Genomic DNA, 23,748 nt, shown 5'->3' on the forward strand with positions numbered 1-23,748 from the left:
TATAAAATTTAGAAATCTAGTGAATTGCCTTATCTTTTCCTAAGTTCTCAGAAAATTTTCCATAAAAAAAGAGAGTCTTTCGACTCTCTTTCTTATTTTTGCTTATAACAATTCTTATCCAAGAATTTTTGTTACTACGCCTGATGCTACTGTACGACCACCTTCACGAATCGCAAAACGTAATCCTTCGTCCATTGCGATTGGTGTGATTAGTTCTACTGTGAATGTTGCGTTGTCTCCTGGCATTACCATTTCTACACCTTCTGGTAATTTGATATCACCTGTTACGTCTGTTGTACGGAAGTAGAATTGTGGACGATATCCGTTGAAGAATGGTGTATGACGTCCACCTTCTTCTTTGCTTAATACGTATACTTCGCCTTCAAATTTTGTGTGTGGAGCGATGCTGTTTGGTGCTGCTAATACTTGTCCACGTTCGATTTCGTCTCTTTGTACACCACGTAATAATAGACCTACGTTGTCTCCGGCTTGGGCTTGATCCAATTGTTTTTTGAACATTTCTACCCCTGTTACTACGATGGTACGTTTTTCTGTTGTTAATCCTACTACTTCTACGTTGTCGCCTACTTTTACTACGCCTGTTTCTACACGGCCTGTTGCTACGGTTCCACGACCTGTGATAGAGAAGATGTCTTCTACTGGCATTAGGAAAGCATGGTCTACGTCACGTACTGGTTCGTCGATGTATTCGTCTACGGTTTCCATTAATTTTACGATTTTGTCGCCCCATTCTCCGTCTGGATCTTCTAATGCTTTTAAGGCAGATCCTACAGTGATTGGTGTGTTGTCGCCGTCGAAGTCGTATTCGCTTAATAGGTCACGGATTTCCATTTCTACTAATTCGATTAGTTCTTCGTCGTCTACTTGGTCTTGTTTGTTTAGGAATACTACGATTTTTGGTACCCCTACTTGGCGGCTTAATAGGATGTGCTCACGAGTTTGTGGCATTGGTCCGTCTGCTGCAGAACATACTAGGATAGCGCCGTCCATTTGAGCGGCTCCTGTGATCATGTTTTTTACATAGTCAGCATGGCCTGGGCAGTCTACGTGAGCGTAGTGACGGTTTGGTGTTTCGTATTCTACGTGAGAAGTTGAGATTGTGATTCCACGTTCTCTTTCTTCTGGTGCTTTATCGATGTTTGCGTAATCTACGAACTCACCGCTTCCGAATCTTTTGTTTAATACTAATGTGATTGCTGCTGTTAACGTTGTTTTACCGTGGTCTACGTGACCGATTGTACCAATGTTAACGTGTGGTTTGGTTCTTTCAAATTTTTCTCTTGCCATTAAAATAATCCTCCTAAAAATTTTGCAAAATTTTTCAAATATATAACTTCATCATACCGTATTCAATGGGAAAAATCAATCATTCTACTTCAATTCCTAAAAGGCAATGACGATTCCTCCTAAGTCAGCGTATCCGGAAGCCAAGCCTTTTGTTTCGATCACGTGAATGCGTCGAATATTGCTCCCTTCCATAATTCGTTCCTTTAATTCCATGGCTTTTTCCAAAGTTCCTACATGGGCGATAGAAACGATTTCGATGGTTTTGCTCTCGGCTTCCTCAATGACTTTTTCTGCTAATTTCTTCAAACTTTTCTTAAAACCTCGATTGACTTGGAAAAGTTCGATTTCTCCATTTCCATTGTCTTTCATAATGGGTTTAATGTTTAAGGCATTTACCACCAATCCCGCTGTTTTTTTGATTCGGCCATTTTTAATTAAATTGTCTAAACTTTCCAATACAAAATAGGTGCTTTGTCTTTCAACAAACTCTTCTATTCTTTCTGCAATTTCTTCAAAGGAAAGCCCTTCTTGGATATAGTCGTGTAACATAAAAGCAATATTGCTTTGCCCTGCAGATGCTGACTTTGAATCAATTAAATGCACTGGAACTTCTGGATGTTTTTCTTGAAATGCAGCTACAGCGACTTTTGCCGCATTATAGGACCCACTCAGTTCCTTTGATATGGTGATTAGGAATATCCCATCGGACTCTACCGCCTCCAGTAGTGCTTCCTCAAATTCCATTGGAGAAGGACAAGCCGTACGGATAGGGTCTTTTGTCTTTTTCATTGCATAAAAATATTCGTCCAAGTTCAAATCGTCGTCGTCTACAAAAGTTTGATCCTCTATGTCGATTTTGAAAGGCACAAAACGCACACCTATGCTTCTTTGGTCTTCTTTGGATAAATCTGTAGCCGAGTCAGAAATAATTCTATAATTTTTTCTGTCCGTCATGCCAATTCCCTTTCAATTTCCTCTGCCAATTCTCTCGCACATTTTTCCAAAATTTCTTGGTCATCTCCCTCGATCATTACACGTACCAAAGGTTCTGTTCCCGATGGACGAATGACTACCCGTCCATTTCCCTTGAATTTTTCTTCTACTTCTTGAATGGATTTTTGGATTCCCTCATGGTGCAAATAGGCATCTTTCTTGTCTTTTGCTACTTTTGCATTCACTAAAACTTGTGGATAAGAGGTCATCAAACCGTTTAATTCGTCGCTTGTCTTTCCTGTTTTTGCCATTACTTGTAGGAGATGAATTCCCGTTGCCAAACCATCGCCTGTTGTGTTGTAATCTTTGAAAATAATATGTCCTGATTGTTCTCCTCCCAGAACGTAATTGTTTTCACACATAGATTCTAAAACATAACGGTCTCCTACTTTGGTCTTAGTAATTTCAACGCCGATGGATTCTAAATATCGATCGAGCCCGATATTGGTCATAATCGTACCAACAACCATATTGTTTGTTAGCTTTCCTTCTTCTTTTAATTGCATGGCACAAATGGCTAAGATATGGTCTCCATCAATGATGTTTCCTTTTGCATCTACTGCAATAATTCGATCCGCATCTCCATCAAAAGACAATCCAATATCCGCTTTTTTCTCTTTTACCAATGCTTGGATTTTTCCTGGATCTGTTGAACCACATTGATCGTTAATGTTCTTTCCATTTGGGCTATTGTTAATGGCATAAACAGTCGCTCCAAGGCTTTCCAAAACGTCTTGTGCCATATGGCTTAAAGCCCCGTTTCCTAAATCCATGGCAATAATTTTGTCGGAAATATCCTCGTCCATAAGGCCCATTAAATAATCCTTATAGTCTTCTGCTCCGCGGAAATCATGGCGAATTCTGCCAATATCATCTCCATGGGCCAATGGGGAACGATATTCCTCATTTAATAATTTTTCTTCGATTTTTTCTTCGATTGCATCTGGCAATTTATATCCTGTTTTATCAAAAATTTTAATTCCGTTGTAAATATATGGATTGTGAGAGGCTGAAATGACAATCCCCATATCTGCTTGGTATTTTCGAACCAAATACGCTACCCCTGGGGTTGGAATCACTCCTAAATCCACAACATCCATTCCTGTTGATAAAAGTCCTGAAACCAAGGAATGGTGAAGCATTTCTCCAGATTGGCGTGTATCTCTTCCAATTAATACCAATCCTCTTCCTTCTCTTCCTTCCATCAACACTTCCCCAGCAATTTGTCCTGTGCGATAGGCCAATTCTGGTGTAAGTTCTTCATTGGCAACTCCACGGATGCCATCTGTTCCAAATAATTTTCCCATAACTCCCCCTGCTATTTCTAAGGTTTTATCTAGTTATAAATACCCTATTTTCGATTTTTTATTATATTCAAAAGTGTTTCTCTCGTATTTTTCTCTGGTTCATCAATAACTAGTTCTTGTAATTCTTTCAAAACTTTTCCGATTTCTGGCCCTTGTTCCCAGCCCATTTCTATTAAATCGGCTCCTCCAATTGCCAGCTTGGATTTTTCCACAATGTTTTCTTCTAACATTTTTTGGATTCGTGCTTTTCTCTCTTCCACCCAATGAAGATCGCGACCGGCAAATGTACAGGCCATATCCGCTCCCATTAAATCATAAAGATCCAATATTAAATCTTCTCCTACTCGATGGATTTGGCGGCGTAGGGCCTTATCAGAAATTTCTTCGTGAAATTTCATATGCTCTCGAATCAAGGTGCTTACTTCATGAATCAGAGAATTAGGCTCTCGATATTTCCTTAATATTTTTCTTGCCTGTTCAGCCCCTTGGGCATCGTGTCCAAAAAACCTCCCCTTTTCCTTTTCTTCATCCCAAGTAAAAGTAGAGGGCTTTTCCACATCATGGAACAAGGCCGCCAAACGCAAGGACAATTTTCTCGGAGCATGATCTACAACACAAAGAATATGGTCGAAGAGCATTTGATCATGATAGGGACTTTTTTGATCGAAATCAACGGTTGGAATCAGTTCAGGAAAGATTTCTTCTAACACATGTAGCTCCAACATTTTTCGGAAAACTTTCGATGGCTTTTCTTGCAGAAGAATTTTATCCACTTCATCTCGAATCCGTTCCTTAGACAAAAATTGCAACAAATTTCTTTTTTTCTCTATGGTTTTCTCTAAATCTCTATTTAACTCAAAATCCAATTGCCCCATAAATCGAAGAGCCCGAAGAATCCGCAATCCATCTTCTTCCAATCGTTTTTCTGGATTGCCAACGGAACGAATGATTTTTCTCTCAGTGTCTTCTTTTCCATGAAAAGGATCCACAAATCCTTCTTCTGGGTTATAAGCAATGGCATTCATTGTAAAATCTCGACGTTTCAAATCTTCTATTAAGGAACGGCTAAATTCTACCTCGCCAGGTTTTCTATGATCTGTATATTCCCCATCCACTCGGTAGGTGGTGATTTCCACAATTCCTTCTTCTGTTAAGACCCCAATGGTACCAAATTTTTTCCCAATGGTATAACAGGTATAATCTTGAAAGATTTCTAAGGTTTCGTCGGGAAGAGCATTGGTTGTAATATCAAAATCTTTGGGTTCTATTCCTAAAATCCAATCTCGTACGCATCCTCCGACAATATAAGCCTCTTTCCCTTCGCTATTTAATTTTTTTATGATTTTTTCAATTTCTTTTGGAATCATATGTCCCTCCATGGGTATTATACCATTGATAGAGCCACTTGCAAAAAGGAGATATTTTTAGGATTTCGTTTTATTTTGTGATAGTGTGTTATAATAGGGAACAAAGGGAGGTACACTATGAAATACCGTAATTTTACCAAAGATAATTTAAGCGTATCCCAATTGGGTTTTGGTTGCATGCGCTTTCCTACTTTAGACGACAAAGAAACCATTAATAAGGAAGAATCCACAAAAATGTTGGATTATGCCATTGACAATGGCGTAAATTATATTGATACGGCTTTTCCTTATCATAACGAACAATCGGAATTGTTTGTAGGGGAATATTTCCAAAAAAATGGACGAAGAAAAGATATTTATTTGGCAACAAAATGCCCCGTTTGGAAAGCGGAAAAAGAAGGAGATTTCTATAATCTTTTGAAATTGCAATTGGAACGGTTGCAAGTGGAATATGTAGATTTTTATTTGCTCCACGCTTTGGATCGTCAACGTTGGGATAAAATTACTTCCCTTAATGTTTTCCAAGATATGAAGCGCGCTAAAGAAGAGGGTTTGATTCGCTACTTAGGATTCTCTTTCCACGATGAATACCCTCTATTTGAAGAAATTTGTGACGCCTATGATTGGGATTTTACACAAATTCAATTGAACTATATGGATATCGGTCACCAAGCTGGTTTACAAGGTTTGGATTACGCTCACAATAAAGGTTTTTCTGTTGTAATTATGGAGCCGATTAAAGGGGGCAAATTGGCCTATCCGCCACAAGATATTCAAGATTTATTCAAAGAAGCTTCTAACGATTTCTCTCCTTCTGGACATGCTTTGGCTTATTTGTTTAACCGAGAAGAAGTATCGGTTGTCTTAAGCGGTATGAGCTCTATGGCTCAAGTGGAAGACAATGTAAATGTAGCCAGTATCGTTGAAGCCAACTCTCTAGATGAAAAAGACCAAGATATTTACATTGAAGCCAAGATGATTTTTGATAAACGTACCCAAGTTGGCTGTACTTCTTGCGATTATTGTATGCCCTGCCCTCAAGAGGTAGAAATCCCAAAGATTTTTAAGCAATACAACAATCTTCATGTTTATGGAGAAGAATCCAATAAAGATTTATATGAAAAATTACAAGAAGAAAATCATGACGCATCTCATTGTGTGGAATGTGGCTCTTGTGAAAGTCAATGTCCACAACACCTAAATATTATTGAAGACTTAAAAAGTGCCCATGATAATTTAACGGAGGTATGATTGTGAAAAGACTTCGAATGATTTCTATTTTAGCCCTTTTGAGCTTATCCTTAGTGGCTTGTTCTCAAAAGGCCGAAGAACCAGCCGCTGCTGCTGAGGGAAATACCGCTACGAAAAAAACAGCCACCACGGCTGAAAAAGAAAATGCCGCGACAACAGAAGAAACAAATGAGGAAGAAGAAACGGAAACTCTTTCCCTTCGAGAAAAAATGAGCGCCAGTGATTACATTGCTTTAGTAGAACTTTCCACTACGGCAGACAATCAAATGGAACTTCGCATTTTGAACAATTATAAGGGAAATCTTTCCAATATTGAGTTCGAAGCCCCTGAGGGACTTTCTCCTTCGAAACAATATGTACTTTTCTATCATGACGGAGAAGATGGAAACATTGAACCTACTACAGAGAAAGATTCTATTGTAGAAGTTTCCGGTAGCGATGATGAAATTTTGCAATCCTTACAAAATACCTATGGAAGTAAAGATTCTGGAAATTCTAATTCTTCCAGTACCCAAAGATCTTCTACCACTAAAACCAACAACACAGAAGAAAATTCTACTCGTTCCAATAGCGAGGATGAACAATGAAGCGTTTAAGTCTTCTCTTCCTATTTCTCCTTCTCCTTCTACTTCCTACTCATTCTGTAGAAGCTAGAGAAGTTCGCATTTTGTTGGATGGAAATTTAGTCGAAACTGACGTTGCTCCTATTATTGAACAAGATCGCACCCTTGTTCCCATTCGTTTTATTTCTGAATCCATGGGATACGATGTGAAGTGGAATCAAGAAGCAAAAGAGGTTACCATTTCAGGAGATAAAATCATTCGCTTAACTGTAAATAAACCTGCAATCCAAGTGGCTGGAGAAACCATTCCTTTGGATGTGGCTCCAAAATTGGTACAAGACCGTACAATGGTTCCCTTACGAGCCATTTCAGAAGCTTTTGGCCTTTTCGTAGATTGGGATCATGAAAATTATACGGTGATTTTGAATCACAACACGCTATCCCATTTGACTTCAGAGGAAAAAGCCTACTTCCAATCTTACTTAATGGGACAAAAAGAAGTAGACGGAAAAATTCGATTGCTTCAAGAAACGATGAACCAAGATTTTTCTTCCCTTTCTAAATCCGAAATACAACAAAGGTTAAGAGAAATCTCCCATACTTTCCAATCAGAAGCATCTCGGGAAGAAAAGGCGACCATTCCACAAAAAATGGAAACCTTGCAGAAAATTTATTTGCAGTCCCTTAACTCCGCCATGGAAATCACAAAGGAATACGAAGAAAGTTATTCTGGAAATGACAAAAATTCTGCTTTGAAACTGTTGGAGAAATTCTATTTCTTAAATTTACAAAGAAGCGAAACCCAACGGGTAGCAGAGGCCATTTCAGAAAATCGCCCTTATGTTCCTTCTGAATCCTATAAGGCAACTTACGAAAATCAAAATTCTCAAAATACAGGAAATCTTTCCTCTATTTTAGAAAATTTATTTCAAAAAATCTAATAGGCTAAAAGAAAAACGGCTCACTCCTAAGAGAAAGCCGTTTTTTTGTGGAAAAATATAAGATTTATTAATAAAAATAGCGACGCACTCGCTCTTTGTCTACGATATCTGTCCCTGGACGAACGGTCTCCCGTACTTCTCCTGTTTCCTCAAATCCAAGGGAAATATAGAGACTTTCTCCCCCCTCGTTATCAAAATAATGCATCAATTCCACGGCTCCAATCGTAGGGTATTCTCTTTTGAAAAAAGCAATGGATTCTTCCATGGCTTCTCGTCCCCAACCGCGACCTTGGAATTTTTCGTCCAACATAATTCGTTTCAAATAAACATAGTCTGGGTTATCTTCCTTAAAATAATACAACATAAACCCAATTAATTCCTCGTTATAATAAATTCCCCTTGGTTCCAAAGCTTCATTTACCTTTGCTTCAGCCAAAGAATACAAATTGCTCTCTAAAAATTCCACTTGATCCTCTTTTAACTTTAGACCAATGACTTCTTCAAAATTTTCCATTGTTACTTTTTCAAAACGTATCATAATGCCCTCCTTTTTCTCTTTCTACCCAAAAAAATAGAGGGCTTTCACCCTCTAGTTTCTTTTTCTATCCAACTTTTTGCTGCCTCTAAAGACCTTTCTGTATTTTCATCAGGAACCATTGGCTCTTCTTCAAAAATTTTCCCCTCTCGAGATTTATTCTTTGAAATCGTAAGAACCATGCTCCATTCTTTCGTAATAGGAAATATTGTGTTGGCAGAAGCATAACCTGCGGTTGGTTTTCCAAAAGTCCGAACTCTTTTTTCTCCCAAAAGGGCAATTAAAGTCGCCTCACCGGAAGAAGCTGTTTTTTCATCGGTTAAAACGCCAATGGGAATACCTTGAACTTTTTCTTTATTTTCTACCTCTACAGAGCTTCCGCCCCCTTTATTGATTCCATTTTCTAAGGTAACGGCATTATCTCCTGCTAAAGAAGAAAAATACATAATTTCTCCATCCCTTAACAAAGGCGAAATACCAGCAACCATAGGACCCATATCCCCTCCAGTATTTCCTCGCAAATCCACAATCGCACCACGAATATTTTCTTCCTGAAAAGCGTTGGCAATGGTATTGGCGTATTTCGCCCCTTGCTCCGGCGTGCTCATAAATCCTGGAAGCTTCACATAGACAATTCCATTTTCAAAGGAAGTCTCTGGCAAAACAAATTCTGCCTCCACCTCTTCCTTCCCTTGGTTGTCCATAACAAAAGAATGTTTTCCGCCGGCGATTTTTATATATTTTTCCACAAGTGGTCGCAATTCCTCTTTACTTTTAACAGAAGTCAACTCCTTGCGAGCGGTTTCTCTTTCCTTTTTCCAAGATTCTTCCTGACTATGAATGCCCATTTGATCCATATAGGAAAAAGCAATTTCCCCAAATTCATCGGCCTCTGGCTCTATTATATAAATCGGTTTTCCAAAAATCATTCCCAAACGTGGCCCCAACATTTGAACGAGAGCCAAACCGCCAAGAATGAAAAACACAAGCACTCCTAAGGCTATTTTCTTTTTCATAAAACCTCCTTACGATTTCAAGACAATTTTACGATAAACTTTTTCTGTCCAACGATAAACAATGAAGTAGTAAAGAATATATACCACAAAAACGCCAATCATTGTCACTATAAATAATTTTGTGTTCAATAGTCCAATTAAAGACAAAAATTTTTGTACAATTGGAAAAGCAAAGCAAGTATGGACGATACAAAAAATTACTGGTAAGAAAAGCAGAGTCCGTATTTGCTTTTGAATGGTCTGTTTTCCTTCTTCTTTTGTCATACCTAATTGTTGCATAATACGGAATCGTTCCACATCTTCATATCCTTCTGTCAATTGTTTATAATAAATCGCAAGGCTCATACTTACCATAAAGGCAACCGACAAAATGATTCCAGTAAAAAAGATAACTCCATACATCATTCGAAATTCTACTTTTGAGGCCTCTCGATCGGTAACTTTCACTACATGGGAATCCGTTTTTTCCAAGTAATTGCGTAAATTATAGGCAAAATCATCTGGGAAATTTTCTCCATCTAATGAAATTTTTACAGAAGGAGTAATCTTTCCCCATGCATCGATATTTGGTTGATAACGAGAAGCAATCGCCTCTCCAATGGAGTAATTTTTAATAAGAGATTTATTTCGGTCAAATCCCACTGTAATTTCCTCCATGGGAACGTCATTTTTTTCTGGAGAAATTATCCCCACTTTATATCCTAACGTCTCAAAAACCTTCGCTTTTTCCTTTTGCTTTTCCACCAATAAAATATCATTCTCGCCAAAATCCACCTTTGAATTCGGAGCGTAATACAGGTCCAAACCTATGAGCCGATTGTCGGCCCAAATATTTCCTGTAGCCTTATCCTGCTCTAAGGGATGCAACTTTTCTTTTTCATATAGAAAGGGAACAGACCAACTTACTGTTGCCTTTACTTCTCCTTGAAGATTTTTCTCTTTTACATAGTCCCCCAAAAGATTTTGGTAGTAGGTGAGAGTCTCCTTATGAGAAGGGGTATCATACACCTCCACCGAATATCGCACAGGAAACAATCGGTTTAATAAATCATTCGCACCTGAATATAGACTGATTCCCGATGTTAAAACAATGGTAAGGGCCGTAGAAAGAATGGCAATATTGGCCAAAGAACGGGAGTTGTTTTTTACCCGATACAACAACCCAGAAATAGCAAAGAAATTTTCTTTTTTATAGTACATACTTTTCTTATTTTTCATTCCTTGTAATACCAAAGCAACCAACACTGAGAAAGAACAATAGGTTCCAATAATAACCAAAAGTGCAGCAAGGAAAAAATGACTCAATGCTTCCAACGGTTGCTTCGTTAAAATACTAATGGCATAGCCCGCTATTAAACAAACCACCCCTACCAATCCAATCAATGGGGCAAAACGGTTTGTTTTTTCTCCTGCTTTGGATTCCTGAATCAATCCAATGGGAGAATATTTTCTCATGGAAAAAAATTGTAAAAATAAAACCAATAGCAAAACTCCAACAAAAATCGCAGAAATATAGAATATAGGAAAAACATTGCTAAAAAATCCCGCTGCAAAAATATCAATGGATAAATTGGTCATACGAACAAACAGCCCTAAAGAAAGTTTATACAAAATCAAACTAAAAACGGATCCAGGAACAATGGAAAAAATCATTACATAGACCATTTCCCAAAACAGAATCAAGCGAAGATGTTTTTTCTCCAGTCCTAAAATTAAATACAAGCCAGATTCTTTGTTTTTCTGTTTTTGAATAAAAGAATACACCGAGGATAACATAATCACAGAAAAAATCGATAAGATTCCCACAGCCATTCCCATAATCGTTACCATGGTTTCCATTCCTGATTCCGATGCCAAAGTTCTGTCCATCATAATACTTAGACAGATAGCATTTAACGTCATTAGAAAAACAATGGTTCCTATAAAAGGTAGAAACACATTTTTATGTCGTTGAATGGAAGAAAAAGCTAGCCTTCTATACAATGAACGCATTCTCATCAACTCCTTTGTAACATCTGCATCGTATTTGCAATTTGTGTTTGCATTTCCATGGCATCCATAGTTCCACGATACAATTGGTGGTAAATGCTTCCGTCCTTAATAAAAAGATTCCGTTTCGCTTCAGAAGCCGCTTTCATGGAATGGGTTACCATTAAAATGGTCTGCCCTTCCTGATTTAACTTTTCAAACACTTCTAATAATTCTCTGGTACTATTGCTATCCAAGGCTCCCGTTGGCTCGTCTGCCAGTAAAATACTTGGATCGGTGATCAATCCACGAGCAATGGCCGCCCTTTGTTTTTGCCCTCCACTAACTTCATAAGGATATTTATTCAAAATATCTATAATATTTAATTTTTCTGCCAAAGGGCGCAACTTTTTCTCCATGAAAGCTGTTTTTTCCTCTGCCAAAACCAATGGCAAAAGAATATTTTCTTTAATCGTAAATGTATCTAACAAATTAAAGTCTTGAAACACAAATCCCAAATTTTTTCGACGAAATTTTGCCATTTCTCCATCTCGAATCGTAGATAAATCCCGTTCTCGTAAAATAACTCGCCCCTTCGTTGGACGATCCAACAAGGCCAAAATGTTTAATAAGGTTGTCTTTCCACTTCCAGACTCCCCCATAATGGCTATGTATTCTCCTTCTTCTACGGTAAAGTTTATGTTTTTTAATGCTTCTACCTCGTTCTGTCCAAAGCGAGTGCGATAAATCTTTTGTATATTTTGAACTTCTAACATAGTCCGCCTCCTTTTCTATATTTATATTATAGAAAATTTTTCTAAAACAATCCCTCGAAGAAAATAACAAATTCCCATGGAATGTGACATTTTTGTAAGAAAAAAGAGTGGCCTTACCACTCTTACTGCAAAACATTGGATAAATCCAAATAGATTTTTGTTCCCACTTTGGGTTCGGACTTCGCCTCTAAAGGAATGCGCAAAGAAAAACCTATGGATTTTGCCAAACTCAACCCCAAGCCAGTAGCCTTTTTTTCCAAGCGGCCATTATAACCTGTGTAACCTGGATCAAAAATCCGAGGCAAGTCTTCTGGAATGATTCCAATTCCACTATCTTCAATCTTCAATTTTTCTCTCTCTAGAGCAAAAGAAATGGTCCCATTTTCCGTGTATTTAATGGCATTGGAAACAATTTGTTCCAATAAAAATACAAACCACTTGGAATCCGTAAGAATTTTTCGTTCCGTGTTGGAAAATTCCACCCGATTGTTTTTTCCAATGCATGGAATCGAATATTTACGAATGGTACTGCGAACCATTTCGTCTAAAGAGTGGACTTGAAACACATAATCTGTGGAATCCGATTCCAAGCGTACGTATCCCAAGATATTTTGAATGTACTCCTCCATTTCGAACAATTCCTTCTCGCAATCCCTAGGATTGATTTCCTCTTTTTTCAATAGTAGACGCAAAGCAAAGAGAGGCGATTTAATTTGATGGGTCCAAATGGTTAAATATTCTCGTAGCGCCCTTTGTTTCTTCTCTTCCTCATTCCGATAATGGGTGTTTTCGTGATCCAAATTTCGAATCAAGATTACAAGGGGATCTTTGTTTTCTTTCAAAGGAAGCTCATAATCCTTACGGTGTATCCATTCCATCATCTCCTTATATTCTCGATTTCTCTTACTATAAAAAAACAAAAGAAAACACACAAAACACAAAAAATACATCATAGAGATATAGAGAATATAGGAAAAATCCAATTGGAAAATCCAACCAGAGAGAAATATATATACAAATACAAAAATCCCAAAGAAAATGGGCATTTTCTCTCTACGGAAAAAATCAATCCACGATAGATGGGACATAATAGCCCACTCCTTTCTTTGTCTGAATCCAATCTCTAAGACCCATTTCCTCTAGTTTCTTTCGCAAACGCATAATATTTACCGTCAATGTATTATCATCAATATAATCGTCAGACTGCCAAATCCGTTCCATAATCTCTTCTCGGGGAAAAATTGTTCCTGGCTTTTCCAAAAGCATTTCCAAAATCCGAAATTCGTTTTTTGTCAATTCTCTTTCCTCTAGTCCGTAAGAAATCATCATAGAATCCCGCTTTAGCGTTACGTTCTTATAATACAAATCCTTAAAAACCTCCACATATTCATAGGAACGCCGCAATAGGGCTGCTACTTTTGCCTGTAACACCTCCAGTTCAAAAGGCTTGGTCAAATAATCATCGGCTCCTAAATTCATAGCCATAATCAAATTCAAATTTTCATCCGCTGCTGAAAGAAATAAAATCGGCAATTTGGAATGAGAGCGAATCAATTGGCACCAATGGTATCCGTTAAAAAAAGGGAGGGTCACGTCCATAAGAACCAAATCTGGTTGATAATCTTGAAACTCTCCAAAAATATTTTGAAAATCTCTTCCCCGTTTCACATGGTAACCCCATCCGACCATATATTTTTCAATCTCTTCCCCAATAATCGGATCATCCTCTACGAGAAAAATTTTCCATTTTCGATTTTCCATTTTATCCCTCCCAATAAAAAGCTAATCTCATTATAAACAATTCCCCTTATTTTTACAAAAAAAAGCCGCAACAAAGCGACTTCCTCTTTCTTTTTTTCTCATTCTCTTTCTTGAATTGTTACTTTTCCCTTATCCCCAATTTCTTTGCCTATTTTCTTTCGAATGTCTTTTCGAATTCCTATAATATAACAAATTTCTCCATCTTCGTCCTTAACGCCCATATTCACTACGCTACCTTCATAAGGTTCCCCATCAAAAGTAGCGTTTACTTTGACTCTTCCTTTTCCAAATTCTTCTCGAATATTATAGGGAAAAATAATGTAAGCGCCTCCTTTTTGTTCTGCTGCACAAATTTCGCCCTCGTATTGATATATTTTTGTGTTCATTTTTTCTCCTTTGAAAAAGAAGCCAGGTTTTCCTAGCTTCTTCTCCTCTTATCCATGTTTTTCGACACATTTTCTTTCTCGCAATCCTTTTGCCAAATTGTCGTTTTCGTATTTGTTTTTATTGGCTTGGGATAGCATCAACTTAATTCGGTTAAATTGATTTACCTCAGAAGCAGAAGCATCAAAGTCGATAGGCACAATGTTGGCCATTGGATATTTTTCTCGAATGGCTTTAATTACACCTTTTCCCGTAATATGGTTTGGTAAACATCCAAACGGTTGTACACAGACAATATTTCCTGCACCAGAATGGATTAACTCTACCATTTCTGCTGTTAACAACCAACCTTCCCCGTATTGATTTCCTAAATCTACAAACTCTTCCGCATAGGCCATTAGTTGTTCAATAGGAAGAGGCGTATCGTAGCGAGTTCCTTCCAATTCTCTCATAATAATCCCACGATAGGACTCTACATATTTTGTCATCATATTGGAAATAAACTCCGCCTTATAACTCGTTCCATAACGGCTTCGTTTGATTTCTGAATTTTTGAAGCTATAGAGCATGAAATCCGTTAAATCTGGGATTACCACTTCTGCTCCTTCTTCTTCTAATAATTGTTGAACGTGATTGTTGGCTTCCGGTAAATATTTTACCAAAATTTCTCCTACAATCCCGACTTTTGGTCTTACTTCTTCGATGATTTCCAATTCAGAAAATTCTTGAATCATAGATTTTACATTCGAAGCAAATTCACTCTTGGAATAGGTCAATTTTTCATCCGACGCGATGGAAATCCAACGATCTTCCAGGATTTTTACGGATCCTTTAATGGTTTCGTAAGGGCGAGTTGCATTGGATAGGCGCATAATCAAATCTCCATAAAGAAGAGATTGTACGGCTTTTTTCCCTAAGCGCAACAATTGTCTTTTTCCAAAAGAGAAACCTGGATGCTTTTCAATTCCTTGGAAGGACGCTCCCAATACAGGAATATGTCCGTATCCCGCGTCTTTTAAGGCACGGCGAATAAATCCTACATAATTGGATGCACGACAAGCTCCTCCTGTTTGTGCCATAAGAAGAGTTAAGTTGTCCGTGTCGTATCGCCCACTTTTTACTGCATCCATAAATTGTCCTACGACAAAAATCGATGGATAGCATGCATCGTTGTTTACATAACGCAATCCTTCATCCACCACATGGGAGGACAGATTTGGTAAGACTTCTACGTTTAGTCCTTCTTGGCGAAGAACGGGCTCTAAAATAGCAAAATGAGTAGGCGCCATTTGTGGAATCAAAATCGTGTGGGTCTTTCTCATTTCCTCTGTAAACAAAACAGGATCATTGTAAATGGTTTCGGCTTCTTTGTCGATGGTCCGATTTTGAACGGCTTCCATTAAAGAACGTAGGCGAATTCGCACCGCTCCTAGATTGTTTACTTCGTCTATTTTTAACACCGTATAAATTTTATGGTTGGCATTTAAGATTTCGTTTACTTGATCTGTAGTAACAGCATCAATTCCACAACCGAAAGAGTTCAATTGTACCATTTCTAAATGCTCGGATTCGGCCACCAATTTGGCTGCTCGATAAAGGCGAGAATGGTAATTCCATTGATCCAATACTCGCAATTTCCCGTCAATATTTTCTTTTTCTACAATGCTATCTTCTGATAGAACCGCCATTCCTAAAGAAGTAATGAGTTCAGAAATTCCATGGTTGATTTCTCCATCAATATGATAAGGACGTCCCGCCAATACAATTCCGATGGAATCCGTTTCTTCCAACCACTTCATTACTCGTTTTCCTTCTTGTCGCACGTCTTCTCGATAGCGTTCCTGTTCTTCGTAAGCCCGTTTTACCGCTTTTTTAATATCTCCCATTGGAATGCTTGGGAAAATTTCTTCCAAACGAGAAGCCATTTTTTTATGGTTATCAAAAGATAGGAAGGGATTCATAAAGTTTACATTATGAAGTTCCAAATTTTCTACGTTATTTTTTATTACTTCGCTATATCCTGTTACTACCGGACAATTTAGCGTATTGTTTGCATTTTCAAATTGTTGGTCTTCATAGAAAATGGATGGATAGAAAATCGTTGGAACGTTCTTTTCAATTAAATTTTCAATGTGACCGTGAACAATTTTTGCCGGATAACAAGCCGTTTCCGAAGTAATGGACTCGATTCCTTTTTCGTAAATCTTTCTTGAACTTGGATCCGATAAGACAACACGGTACCCCAATTGCGTAAAGAAAGTGTGCCAGAATGGATAGTTTTCATACATATTCAACACTCTTGGCAAACCGATAACGCCTCGTTTGGCTTGGTCTTCTTCTAGGGAATCGTAGTCGAAAAGACGCTCCAATTTGTATTTGTACAAGTTTGGCAACATTTCTTCTTCATTTTTTACGATTCCGGCTCCTCTTTCACAGCGGTTTCCTGTAATAAAACGCTCGTTTCCATTGAAGAAATTAATGGTCAACTGACATTGATTGGTACATTGACCACAATGGGCTGTTTTGGTTTCGTAAGTGAAAGATTCCATCTCTTCTTGGGTAATTAGAGTACTTTCGCCATGTGCCCGCTCTTTGGATAATAAAGCCATACCGATGGCACCCATGGTCCCCGACATTTTTGGACGAGTTACTTCCCGTCCTGTAATTTTTTCAAAAGCACGAAGCACGGCGTCACTATAGAAAGTTCCCCCTTGTACTACAATGTGATTTCCTAATGTTTTTGGATCCCGCACTTTGATTACTTTTTGGATGGCATTTTTAATTACGGAGTAGGCCAATCCTGCCGAAATATCAGAAACTTCAGCCCCTTCCTTTTGAGCCTGTTTTACTTTTGAGTTCATAAATACCGTACAGCGACTTCCTAAGTCTACAGGCTCTTCTGAAGATAAAGCCACTTGAGAAAAATCTTGTACAGAATGTTGCACGGATTTTGCGAAAGTTTCTAAGAAAGATCCACAACCAGAGCTACAGGCTTCGTTTAACAAAATGGATTCAATAACATCCCCGTTTACTTGCATCGCCTTCATATCTTGTCCACCAATGTCCAAGATAAAATCCACTTCTGGTTCAAAGAAACGAGCCGCACGGAAATGGGCGATGGTTTCTACTTCCCCATGGTCAATATGGAAAGCTGCTTTAATAAAGTCTTCTCCATACCCTGTAATTCCACTGGAGGCAACGTAACTGTCCGCCCCCATTTTTTCGTACAATTCCAAAATTCGTTCTCGAACCATATCCAACGGATTCCCATTGTTGGAACCATAGGCTTCAAATAGAACTTCTTCTTGGTCTGATAAAGCGACTACTTTTGTGGTGGTCGAACCGGCGTCAATTCCTAAATAAATCGGCCCTTTGTAGTCTTCTATATTTCTACGTTTTAAGTCGTTTCCATCGTGGCGTTTTCGGAATTCTTCCAATTCTTCCTCATTGGCAAAAAGTGGCTCTAAAATTCCATTTTCTTGATGGATCTTTGGCTTTGCCTTTCCCAAACGTTCATACAAACTTAAATAAGAAATGGGAGCACTTTCACGACTGGAAATCGCCGCTCCTAAGGCAACAAAAATTTGCCCATTACTTGGAGATAAAATTTCCTCCTCTGTTAAATTTAGCGTTTCGATAAATCTTTGTTTCAGTTCTGGCAAAAAGTGAAGAGGTCCCCCTAAGAAGGCCACTTTTCCACGAATGGGACGGCCGCACGCCAAGTTAGAGATGGTTTGATTTACTACCGATTGGAATACAGAAGCCGCAATATCGGCCTTTGTAGCCCCTTGGTTCAAAAGAGCCTGTACGTCGGTTTTAGCAAATACACCACAACGGCTGGCAATGGGATAGATTTTGCTATGGGTCTTTGCCAACTCATTTAGACCGGAAGCATCGGTTTTCAAAAGAGAAGCCATTTGGTCAATAAAAGCTCCTGTCCCACCGGCGCAAATACTGTTCATCCGTTGTTCCAAACTCCCTTTTAGATAGGTGATTTTGGAGTCTTCTCCACCCAATTCAATGGCAACGTCTGTTTCTGGCAACAATTGCTGAATGGAAACCGTTCCAGCCACAACCTCTTGGATAAAATCAATGTCTAGCAATTCATGGACAGATAAACCACCACTTCCTGTTACATTGATGGTTATTTTTTCGTATTTGAACGCATCATAACAAGCAGACAAAACTTCCTGAACGGTTTTCTTTACATCAGAAAAGTGTCTTTGGTACGTTGAATATAGGATTTCTAAATCCTCTGACAAGGCGACTAACTTAACGGTCGTGGAGCCTACGTCCAAACCCATATGAATCATTTTTGACACCTTACCTTTCATTTTCCTTCATATTTATAATAGATTTTTATTGTTTCGATAATAATCGTATTATACCACTTATATAAAAAAGTTGTTATATTTATCTTGAAAAGAAATGGCAAGTTTTTTAATACTTTAAGTAAAATTTGTCATTGCGATTGGTGGGATTAAAGAAAGTAAATCCTTGGCCGATTACTTGTTGTACGTCGGATACAGAGATGAAAGCATGTGGGTCTACTTCCGCAATTAAGCGTTGTATTTTTAGGCTTTGATAACGACTTACAACAATATATAAGACTTGTTTTTCTGTTTTGGAAAAATATCCTCGTCCATAGAGAACGGTAATTCCCCGATCAATTTTATGTACAACTTCCTCGGCTATGGCATTGGGTTCATTGGAAACCACCATAATGGATTTTTTCTGATCAAAGCCTTCGGTTACAGCGTTAATTAATTTACTGGAAATAAATAACATAATCAAAGTGACAATGGCTTTTTCTACCCCAATAGTGAAAGAGGAAATAAATACAACAATTACATTGCACCCAAGGACCGCACTGGCAAAAGGAATCCCTAAATATTTTTTTAGCATCAAGGCAATAATATCGGTCCCTGCTGTTGTCCCTCTTCCTCTTAGAATGATACCCATTCCTAGACCTGTACAAAGCCCTCCCGCTGCGGCGGAAATTAGAAGATTTTCTGAATAAAATGGTGGGGGAGTAAAATAATTCAATAAAAAACTTACGATGGTTAAAGTAATCCCCGTAAAAATTAGGGTTCGTTTCTCTAAAAATCGCCAACCTAAAATAACAATGGTTGTGTTTAATAAAAAATTGGAGGTACCGATTCCAATATTGGTTAAATAATAGATAATAATCGCTAAACCTGAAACCCCTCCACTGCTGAATTTATTGGGCATAATAAAGCCATTTACTCCGTAAGTATAAATAATACTTCCAATAACAATCATAATTAATGAAAACAAAATTTCTTTTCGATTCATTCCCAGTAACTTATACAATTTCGTTTCTACTTTTTCCACATTTTCTCACTCCCATCTCTATTCTCATTTTGAGAGTATCACGTTTCCTCTATTCGCGTCAAGAAATTCAAAAGCACAAAAAAAGGATGTCTTTAGACATCCTTTTTCGATACTATGTATCAAATAATTCTTATTCAGGTTGAGCAGCGCCAGTTGGGCAAACACCTGCACAAGCACCACAATCGATGCAAGAATTTTGATCTACTTCGTAGATATCACCTTCAGAAATACAGCTAACTGGACATTCTGGTAAGCAAGCTCCACAAGCGATACAAGCGTCAGTAATTACATGTGCCATAATAAAATACCTCCAATTAATTTTAACGGTCATATACCAAATAAAAAACCGTTATTTATTTACTTCTTGAATTTATTATAACATCTTTTTTATCAATTACAAGGGGATTTTGATAAATATAGGCCTTTTTTTAATATTTTTTTCACAATCCCAAGGTTTTTACTCGGAATAAAAAAGTCCCCCGAAGGAGACTTTTTGGCTAAATTTAGCCATTTTTCTATATTTTTGCAATTTTCTTGTTTTATTCTTGGGAATGGCTACAGTTGCATCCTCCAGAACAGCCAGAACATTTCACATTGTGTTTTTTGTTCCAATAAATTTTATAGCCAGCCGCTGCTAAAATCGCAACAAGAATCAATCCTACAATTAAATTTCCCATTTCTACCTCCTACATTCTGTTTTAGGCGGTTTTTTTGCTTCCCTTATTCATTAGATACCCAATAAAACCTATAATACATAATACAGCAATCAATCCTGGAACAAATCCAACTCCTATACTGCCAGTTTGAACCAATGTGCCAATTTGATAAATTAAGAAAGCCACAACATATCCCATGGATAATTGGAATCCAATGGCTCCAAACACCCATTTTTTTGATTCCATTTCTGCATTCATTGCCCCAATGGCTGCGAAGCAAGGAGGAGTAAATAAGTTAAATGCCAAGTAAGCTAACGCTGCGGCGGCTGTTAATCCCATTACTTCTTCTACAGAGCTGGCCCCAGATACCAAAGACAATTCTTCTGTGTCAATAAAATTGGTTACTCCATAAACTACGGCTAGAGTCCCAACTACATTTTCTTTGGCGATAAATCCAGTAATGGCAGCTGCTGCCAATTGCCATGCGCCAAATCCCAAAGGTACCAAAAGAATGGCAAATGGATGGGCGATACTTGCTAAAATACTGGTGCTTTCTGCTCCTTCTGCAACGACTTGGAAGCTCCAATTGTACATTTGCATAATTTGAACCAATACATTACAAATCAAGATAATGGTTGCTGCTTTAATAATAAAGGCTTTCGCTCGGTCCATCATGGAAATAAAAGCTCTTTTTACGCTTGGAATTCGATATTCTGGAAGTTCCATAATAAAATAATTTTTTACTTTGTCTTCTCCAGTAATTTTTCGAATAATCAAGGCACTAATAACAATAAGGATAATTGCTAAGAAATACATAGAAGTTCCAACCCATGCCGCTTCCTTGAAGAATACTCCTGCAAATAAAGCGATAACAGGAAGTTTTGCTCCACAAGGCATAAAAGGCGTTAACATCGCGGTTGTTCTACGTTGTGTTTCGTCTTTAATGGTACGCGTTGCCATAACTCCTGGAATGGCACAACCTGTACCAATAATCATAGGAATAATGGATTTCCCTGATAAGCCCACTCTTTTGAAGAAACGATCCATAATTAAAGCCACACGAGCCAAATAACCGCTATCTTCTAACAAAGCAAGTAAGAAGAACAATACCATAATCAATGGCAAGAAACCAACTACAGCTCCAACCCCGCCAATAATTCCGTCTAATAATAAAGTAGATAAAATAGGAGAAACGCTATCGCCCATGGCACCTTCTACAAAGGCATAAAATTGATCAATCTTTCCTACTAAAAAGTCTGCAACAAATGGCCCTACGTACGTTTGAGAAATCGAGAATACCGCCCACATAACAACGGCAAAAATCGGAATCCCTAACCAAGGATGAGCCAAGATACGATCCAAAGAATCCTGTTTGTTTTCTTGGTTACTAAAAACCTCTCGTTTTTCAACTTTTTCCACAATGGATTTTACTGCCTCAAAACGAGCCTTATCCATTTCCTCTACAGAATTTTTATCCGCATAATCCACCTGGCTAGAATCCAATAAAGCCACTTGGCCCTTTCCTACAGAAGATTTTGCCGCCTCAATCAATTCCTTGTGACCGTTATCTCCCCCTTGAACGGATACGGTTTCAATCACAGGGCAACCCAATTCTTTAGACAATAATTCGACGTCAATGGAATTTCCCTTTTTCTCTACCAAGTCCGATTTATTTAGAGCCACAACCACTGGAATATTTAATTCTAGCAACTGAGTTGTAAAGAATAAAGAGCGACTTAAATTCGTAGCATCTACGATATTAATAATCACATCTGGATTTTCATTTTGAACGAAATCACGAGTGATGCTCTCTTCCGATGTGAAAGGAGACATGGAATAAGCTCCTGGCAAATCCACCACTACGATATTTTCATCGTTTGGATTTAGATTCTTTTTCAACGTCCCTTCTTTTTTCTCAACCGTAACGCCGGCCCAGTTCCCTACATGCTCAATACTGCCTGTAATCCCATTAAACAGTGTCGTCTTCCCACTGTTGGGATTTCCCGTCAATGCAATTTTCATATGTCCTCTCCTTATAGCATAGTTCTAAGTTGATAACCATTATCAGTGCTTGCTATAAAAATATATTTATCCTCTATGTACAAAAATTCTGTGAGAATAAATATACCTCTCTGCTTTTAAATTGTAGAAATTTTTATAGAAGCAGCCAAATCTTTATCAATACTATATCGTGCGTCTTTTACTACAATTACGTATTGGTCTCCAATACGAGAAATAAGCGTAACTTTTTCCCCTTCGTAACAACCAAGGGTAAATAAGAAATCTTTGACTTCCTCATTTTCTGCTTCAATGGCATCAATATGATATTCTGTATTTACTTTTCCGCCAGCCAAAGTTCCTAACAATTGTGAATCCATGGCTTTTTTTGAAGCCTTTCGATTAAACAGGCCCCATTTTTTTCTTTTATTATTTGAAATGCAATTTTCCACCATGATACCCCAACTTTCTTTGCTTCCACTTTTATGTATGTGAATTTTAATACAAATTATCAACTACATTCTATTATAACAAAAAGAGAATTATTTTCAATACCTTTGAAAATAAATATCAAAATAATTCTCTAAACAGTTCTTTTTTCAAAATTTTTCTTTCATTTCCTCCTTATCAATGTTCCGATCCATGAAAAAGAGAGAAGTCTCTCTTCTCGCTTCTAATTTTTGCAAAAAAATAGCGTCTAAATTCATTTTCCATTTAGACGCGTTTTATATTACAAAAAGAATTGGAATGCAATGAGTAAGATAATTCCCAGAACGATTCGATAATATCCGAAAATTTTGAAATCTTTTTTCTGTACATAACCTAGGAATTTTTTAATAACGATAATAGCTACAATAAAACTTACCAATGCTCCTAAAAATACCAAAAACCATTGGTAGCCACTAAAGACCAATCCATTTTTTACGATTTTTAGCAAAGTGGCCCCCATCATGGTTGGGATGGCTAAGAAGAAAGAAAATTCCGCCGCCGCTCCACGACTTGCTCCAAGGAGCAAAGCTCCCATAATGGTTGCTGCCGATCGGCTCGTTCCTGGAATCATAGCTAAGCATTGGAACAAACCAATGGCAAAGGCAATGCCTACAGGAATCTTTCCTACGTCGTTAAATTTTGGTCTTCTTCCTCTTTTTTGATTGAAATTTTCTACCAAAAGGATGATAATTCCCCAGACCACTAACATAATGGCCACTATTGTGGAATTAAATAAATGGGCATCGATAAAATCATCGAATAAAAAGCCCAATACAGCAGATGGCAACACACCAATAACCACTTTTATCCAAAGGCCAATGGTATATTGCACTTTATCTGGACGAGCTGGATTTCCCTTTTCGTCAATCTTTGAAAAAGGATAGAGTTTGTGGAAATACAATACCACAACAGCTAAAATGGCTCCCAACTGAATACATACATCAAAGGCATTTTGAAAGGTTGCTGGCTCTAATTTTATAAATTCATGAAATAAAATCAAATGGCCGGTACTACTAACTGGTAGAAATTCCGTAATTCCTTCTACTATCCCTAATAGTAAAACTTTAATAAAATCCATAT

General features: G+C 37.8%; 21 protein-coding genes. 3 read left to right on the forward strand and 18 right to left on the reverse strand.

Translation table 11 applies throughout. The features are described from left to right. Nucleotides 1-114: 114 nt before the first annotated feature. The 4 genes from tuf to LQU94_RS04200 form a co-directional block, all read right to left on the reverse strand. Complete coding sequence (gene tuf / locus LQU94_RS04185) at nucleotides 115-1,308, reverse strand: elongation factor Tu (RefSeq protein WP_230696437.1); 1,194 nt, start codon at nucleotides 1,306-1,308, stop codon at nucleotides 115-117. A gap of 96 nt (nucleotides 1,309-1,404) precedes the next feature. Further along, nucleotides 1,405-2,262, reverse strand: coding sequence for a DegV family protein (locus LQU94_RS04190; RefSeq protein ID WP_230696438.1), 858 nt, complete (start codon nucleotides 2,260-2,262; stop codon nucleotides 1,405-1,407). Then, complete coding sequence (glmM, locus tag LQU94_RS04195) at nucleotides 2,259-3,608, reverse strand: phosphoglucosamine mutase (RefSeq protein ID WP_230696439.1); 1,350 nt, start codon at nucleotides 3,606-3,608, stop codon at nucleotides 2,259-2,261. Before glmM ends, LQU94_RS04190 begins: the two co-directional genes overlap by 4 nt. A 44-nt stretch (nucleotides 3,609-3,652) precedes the next feature. After that, on the reverse strand, nucleotides 3,653-4,975 hold the full coding sequence (locus tag LQU94_RS04200) for a CCA tRNA nucleotidyltransferase (protein ID WP_230696440.1): 1,323 nt from the start codon (nucleotides 4,973-4,975) through the stop codon (nucleotides 3,653-3,655). 117 nt (nucleotides 4,976-5,092) lie between these two features. On the opposite strand from LQU94_RS04200, the gene LQU94_RS04205 reads away from it, so the two are divergent. The 3 genes from LQU94_RS04205 to LQU94_RS04215 are packed head-to-tail and all read left to right on the forward strand — an operon-like array spanning nucleotide 5,093 to nucleotide 7,730. Beyond that, entirely contained in the window at nucleotides 5,093-6,226 is a 1,134-nt protein-coding gene (locus LQU94_RS04205; protein WP_230696441.1) for an aldo/keto reductase, read from the forward strand. Between the two features lie 2 nt (nucleotides 6,227-6,228). Continuing rightward, nucleotides 6,229-6,813: a hypothetical protein gene (locus LQU94_RS04210; RefSeq protein WP_230696442.1), complete on the forward strand. Its 585-nt coding sequence runs from the start codon at nucleotides 6,229-6,231 to the stop codon at nucleotides 6,811-6,813. After that, nucleotides 6,810-7,730: a copper amine oxidase N-terminal domain-containing protein gene (locus tag LQU94_RS04215; protein WP_230696443.1), complete on the forward strand. Its 921-nt coding sequence runs from the start codon at nucleotides 6,810-6,812 to the stop codon at nucleotides 7,728-7,730. Before LQU94_RS04210 ends, LQU94_RS04215 begins: the two co-directional genes overlap by 4 nt. A 67-nt stretch (nucleotides 7,731-7,797) precedes the next feature. Here LQU94_RS04215 and LQU94_RS04220 read toward each other — a convergent pair whose 3' ends face one another. The 14 genes from LQU94_RS04220 to LQU94_RS04285 all read right to left on the reverse strand — a co-directional run bounded on the left by LQU94_RS04220 (nucleotide 7,798) and on the right by LQU94_RS04285 (nucleotide 23,746). Continuing rightward, a complete protein-coding gene (locus LQU94_RS04220; protein WP_230696444.1) occupies nucleotides 7,798-8,268 on the reverse strand; it encodes a GNAT family N-acetyltransferase in 471 nt (156 codons plus the stop codon). Nucleotides 8,269-8,312: 44 nt separating this feature from the next. Then, nucleotides 8,313-9,281 (reverse strand): S41 family peptidase, encoded by a 969-nt coding sequence (locus LQU94_RS04225; protein WP_230696445.1) that lies wholly within the window; start codon nucleotides 9,279-9,281, stop codon nucleotides 8,313-8,315. A gap of 9 nt (nucleotides 9,282-9,290) precedes the next feature. Further along, entirely contained in the window at nucleotides 9,291-11,273 is a 1,983-nt protein-coding gene (locus LQU94_RS04230; protein ID WP_230696446.1) for an FtsX-like permease family protein, read from the reverse strand. A gap of 5 nt (nucleotides 11,274-11,278) precedes the next feature. Continuing rightward, nucleotides 11,279-12,025 (reverse strand): ABC transporter ATP-binding protein, encoded by a 747-nt coding sequence (locus LQU94_RS04235; RefSeq protein ID WP_230696447.1) that lies wholly within the window; start codon nucleotides 12,023-12,025, stop codon nucleotides 11,279-11,281. Between the two features lie 122 nt (nucleotides 12,026-12,147). Then, complete coding sequence (locus LQU94_RS04240; RefSeq protein ID WP_230696448.1) at nucleotides 12,148-13,113, reverse strand: HAMP domain-containing sensor histidine kinase; 966 nt, start codon at nucleotides 13,111-13,113, stop codon at nucleotides 12,148-12,150. Beyond that, nucleotides 13,091-13,786 carry a response regulator transcription factor gene (locus tag LQU94_RS04245; protein WP_230696449.1) on the reverse strand — a complete coding sequence of 232 codons (696 nt, stop codon included), beginning with the start codon at nucleotides 13,784-13,786 and terminating at the stop codon, nucleotides 13,091-13,093. Before LQU94_RS04245 ends, LQU94_RS04240 begins: the two co-directional genes overlap by 23 nt. Before the next feature lie 98 nt (nucleotides 13,787-13,884). Continuing rightward, nucleotides 13,885-14,172 carry a DUF1905 domain-containing protein gene (locus LQU94_RS04250; RefSeq protein ID WP_230696450.1) on the reverse strand — a complete coding sequence of 96 codons (288 nt, stop codon included), beginning with the start codon at nucleotides 14,170-14,172 and terminating at the stop codon, nucleotides 13,885-13,887. 48 nt (nucleotides 14,173-14,220) lie between these two features. Then, nucleotides 14,221-18,483, reverse strand: a complete 4,263-nt coding sequence (locus tag LQU94_RS04255; protein WP_230696451.1) for an acyl-CoA dehydratase activase-related protein — start codon at nucleotides 18,481-18,483, stop codon at nucleotides 14,221-14,223. Between the two features lie 127 nt (nucleotides 18,484-18,610). Then, entirely contained in the window at nucleotides 18,611-19,525 is a 915-nt protein-coding gene (locus tag LQU94_RS04260; RefSeq protein WP_230696452.1) for a YitT family protein, read from the reverse strand. A gap of 130 nt (nucleotides 19,526-19,655) precedes the next feature. Then, on the reverse strand, nucleotides 19,656-19,823 hold the full coding sequence (locus LQU94_RS04265; RefSeq protein WP_230696453.1) for a DUF362 domain-containing protein: 168 nt from the start codon (nucleotides 19,821-19,823) through the stop codon (nucleotides 19,656-19,658). A 241-nt stretch (nucleotides 19,824-20,064) separates the two neighbouring features. Next, nucleotides 20,065-20,202, reverse strand: coding sequence for a FeoB-associated Cys-rich membrane protein (locus tag LQU94_RS04270; protein ID WP_230696454.1), 138 nt, complete (start codon nucleotides 20,200-20,202; stop codon nucleotides 20,065-20,067). A gap of 21 nt (nucleotides 20,203-20,223) precedes the next feature. After that, on the reverse strand, nucleotides 20,224-22,203 hold the full coding sequence (locus LQU94_RS04275; RefSeq protein ID WP_230696455.1) for a ferrous iron transporter B: 1,980 nt from the start codon (nucleotides 22,201-22,203) through the stop codon (nucleotides 20,224-20,226). Between the two features lie 116 nt (nucleotides 22,204-22,319). After that, a complete protein-coding gene (locus LQU94_RS04280) occupies nucleotides 22,320-22,634 on the reverse strand; it encodes a FeoA family protein (RefSeq protein ID WP_230696456.1) in 315 nt (104 codons plus the stop codon). 275 nt (nucleotides 22,635-22,909) lie between these two features. Continuing rightward, nucleotides 22,910-23,746 carry an undecaprenyl-diphosphate phosphatase gene (locus LQU94_RS04285; protein WP_230696457.1) on the reverse strand — a complete coding sequence of 279 codons (837 nt, stop codon included), beginning with the start codon at nucleotides 23,744-23,746 and terminating at the stop codon, nucleotides 22,910-22,912. Nucleotides 23,747-23,748: the final 2 nt, after the last annotated feature.

Origin of the sequence: Peptoniphilus sp. KCTC 25270, assembly GCF_021012875.1 — a bacterium.
Classification (GTDB): domain Bacteria; phylum Bacillota; class Clostridia; order Tissierellales; family Peptoniphilaceae; genus JAJMZJ01.

Excerpts from the sequence above, each read along its gene's own strand:
- tuf (WP_230696437.1), bottom strand. The coding sequence starts at position 1,308 with ATGGCAAGAGAAAAATTTGAAAGAACCAAACCACACGTTAACATTGGT.
- LQU94_RS04190 (WP_230696438.1), bottom strand. The coding sequence starts at position 2,262 with ATGACGGACAGAAAAAATTATAGAATTATTTCTGACTCGGCTACAGAT.
- glmM (WP_230696439.1), bottom strand. The coding sequence starts at position 3,608 with ATGGGAAAATTATTTGGAACAGATGGCATCCGTGGAGTTGCCAATGAA.
- LQU94_RS04200 (WP_230696440.1), bottom strand. The coding sequence starts at position 4,975 with ATGATTCCAAAAGAAATTGAAAAAATCATAAAAAAATTAAATAGCGAA.
- LQU94_RS04205 (WP_230696441.1), top strand. The coding sequence starts at position 5,093 with ATGAAATACCGTAATTTTACCAAAGATAATTTAAGCGTATCCCAATTG.
- LQU94_RS04215 (WP_230696443.1), top strand. The coding sequence starts at position 6,810 with ATGAAGCGTTTAAGTCTTCTCTTCCTATTTCTCCTTCTCCTTCTACTT.
- LQU94_RS04220 (WP_230696444.1), bottom strand. The coding sequence starts at position 8,268 with ATGATACGTTTTGAAAAAGTAACAATGGAAAATTTTGAAGAAGTCATT.
- LQU94_RS04225 (WP_230696445.1), bottom strand. The coding sequence starts at position 9,281 with ATGAAAAAGAAAATAGCCTTAGGAGTGCTTGTGTTTTTCATTCTTGGC.
- LQU94_RS04230 (WP_230696446.1), bottom strand. The coding sequence starts at position 11,273 with ATGCGTTCATTGTATAGAAGGCTAGCTTTTTCTTCCATTCAACGACAT.
- LQU94_RS04235 (WP_230696447.1), bottom strand. The coding sequence starts at position 12,025 with ATGTTAGAAGTTCAAAATATACAAAAGATTTATCGCACTCGCTTTGGA.
- LQU94_RS04240 (WP_230696448.1), bottom strand. The coding sequence starts at position 13,113 with ATGTCCCATCTATCGTGGATTGATTTTTTCCGTAGAGAGAAAATGCCC.
- LQU94_RS04245 (WP_230696449.1), bottom strand. The coding sequence starts at position 13,786 with ATGGAAAATCGAAAATGGAAAATTTTTCTCGTAGAGGATGATCCGATT.
- LQU94_RS04250 (WP_230696450.1), bottom strand. The coding sequence starts at position 14,172 with ATGAACACAAAAATATATCAATACGAGGGCGAAATTTGTGCAGCAGAA.
- LQU94_RS04255 (WP_230696451.1), bottom strand. The coding sequence starts at position 18,483 with ATGATTCATATGGGTTTGGACGTAGGCTCCACGACCGTTAAGTTAGTC.
- LQU94_RS04265 (WP_230696453.1), bottom strand. The coding sequence starts at position 19,823 with ATGGCACATGTAATTACTGACGCTTGTATCGCTTGTGGAGCTTGCTTA.
- LQU94_RS04270 (WP_230696454.1), bottom strand. The coding sequence starts at position 20,202 with ATGGGAAATTTAATTGTAGGATTGATTCTTGTTGCGATTTTAGCAGCG.
- LQU94_RS04275 (WP_230696455.1), bottom strand. The coding sequence starts at position 22,203 with ATGAAAATTGCATTGACGGGAAATCCCAACAGTGGGAAGACGACACTG.
- LQU94_RS04280 (WP_230696456.1), bottom strand. The coding sequence starts at position 22,634 with ATGGTGGAAAATTGCATTTCAAATAATAAAAGAAAAAAATGGGGCCTG.
- LQU94_RS04285 (WP_230696457.1), bottom strand. The coding sequence starts at position 23,746 with ATGGATTTTATTAAAGTTTTACTATTAGGGATAGTAGAAGGAATTACG.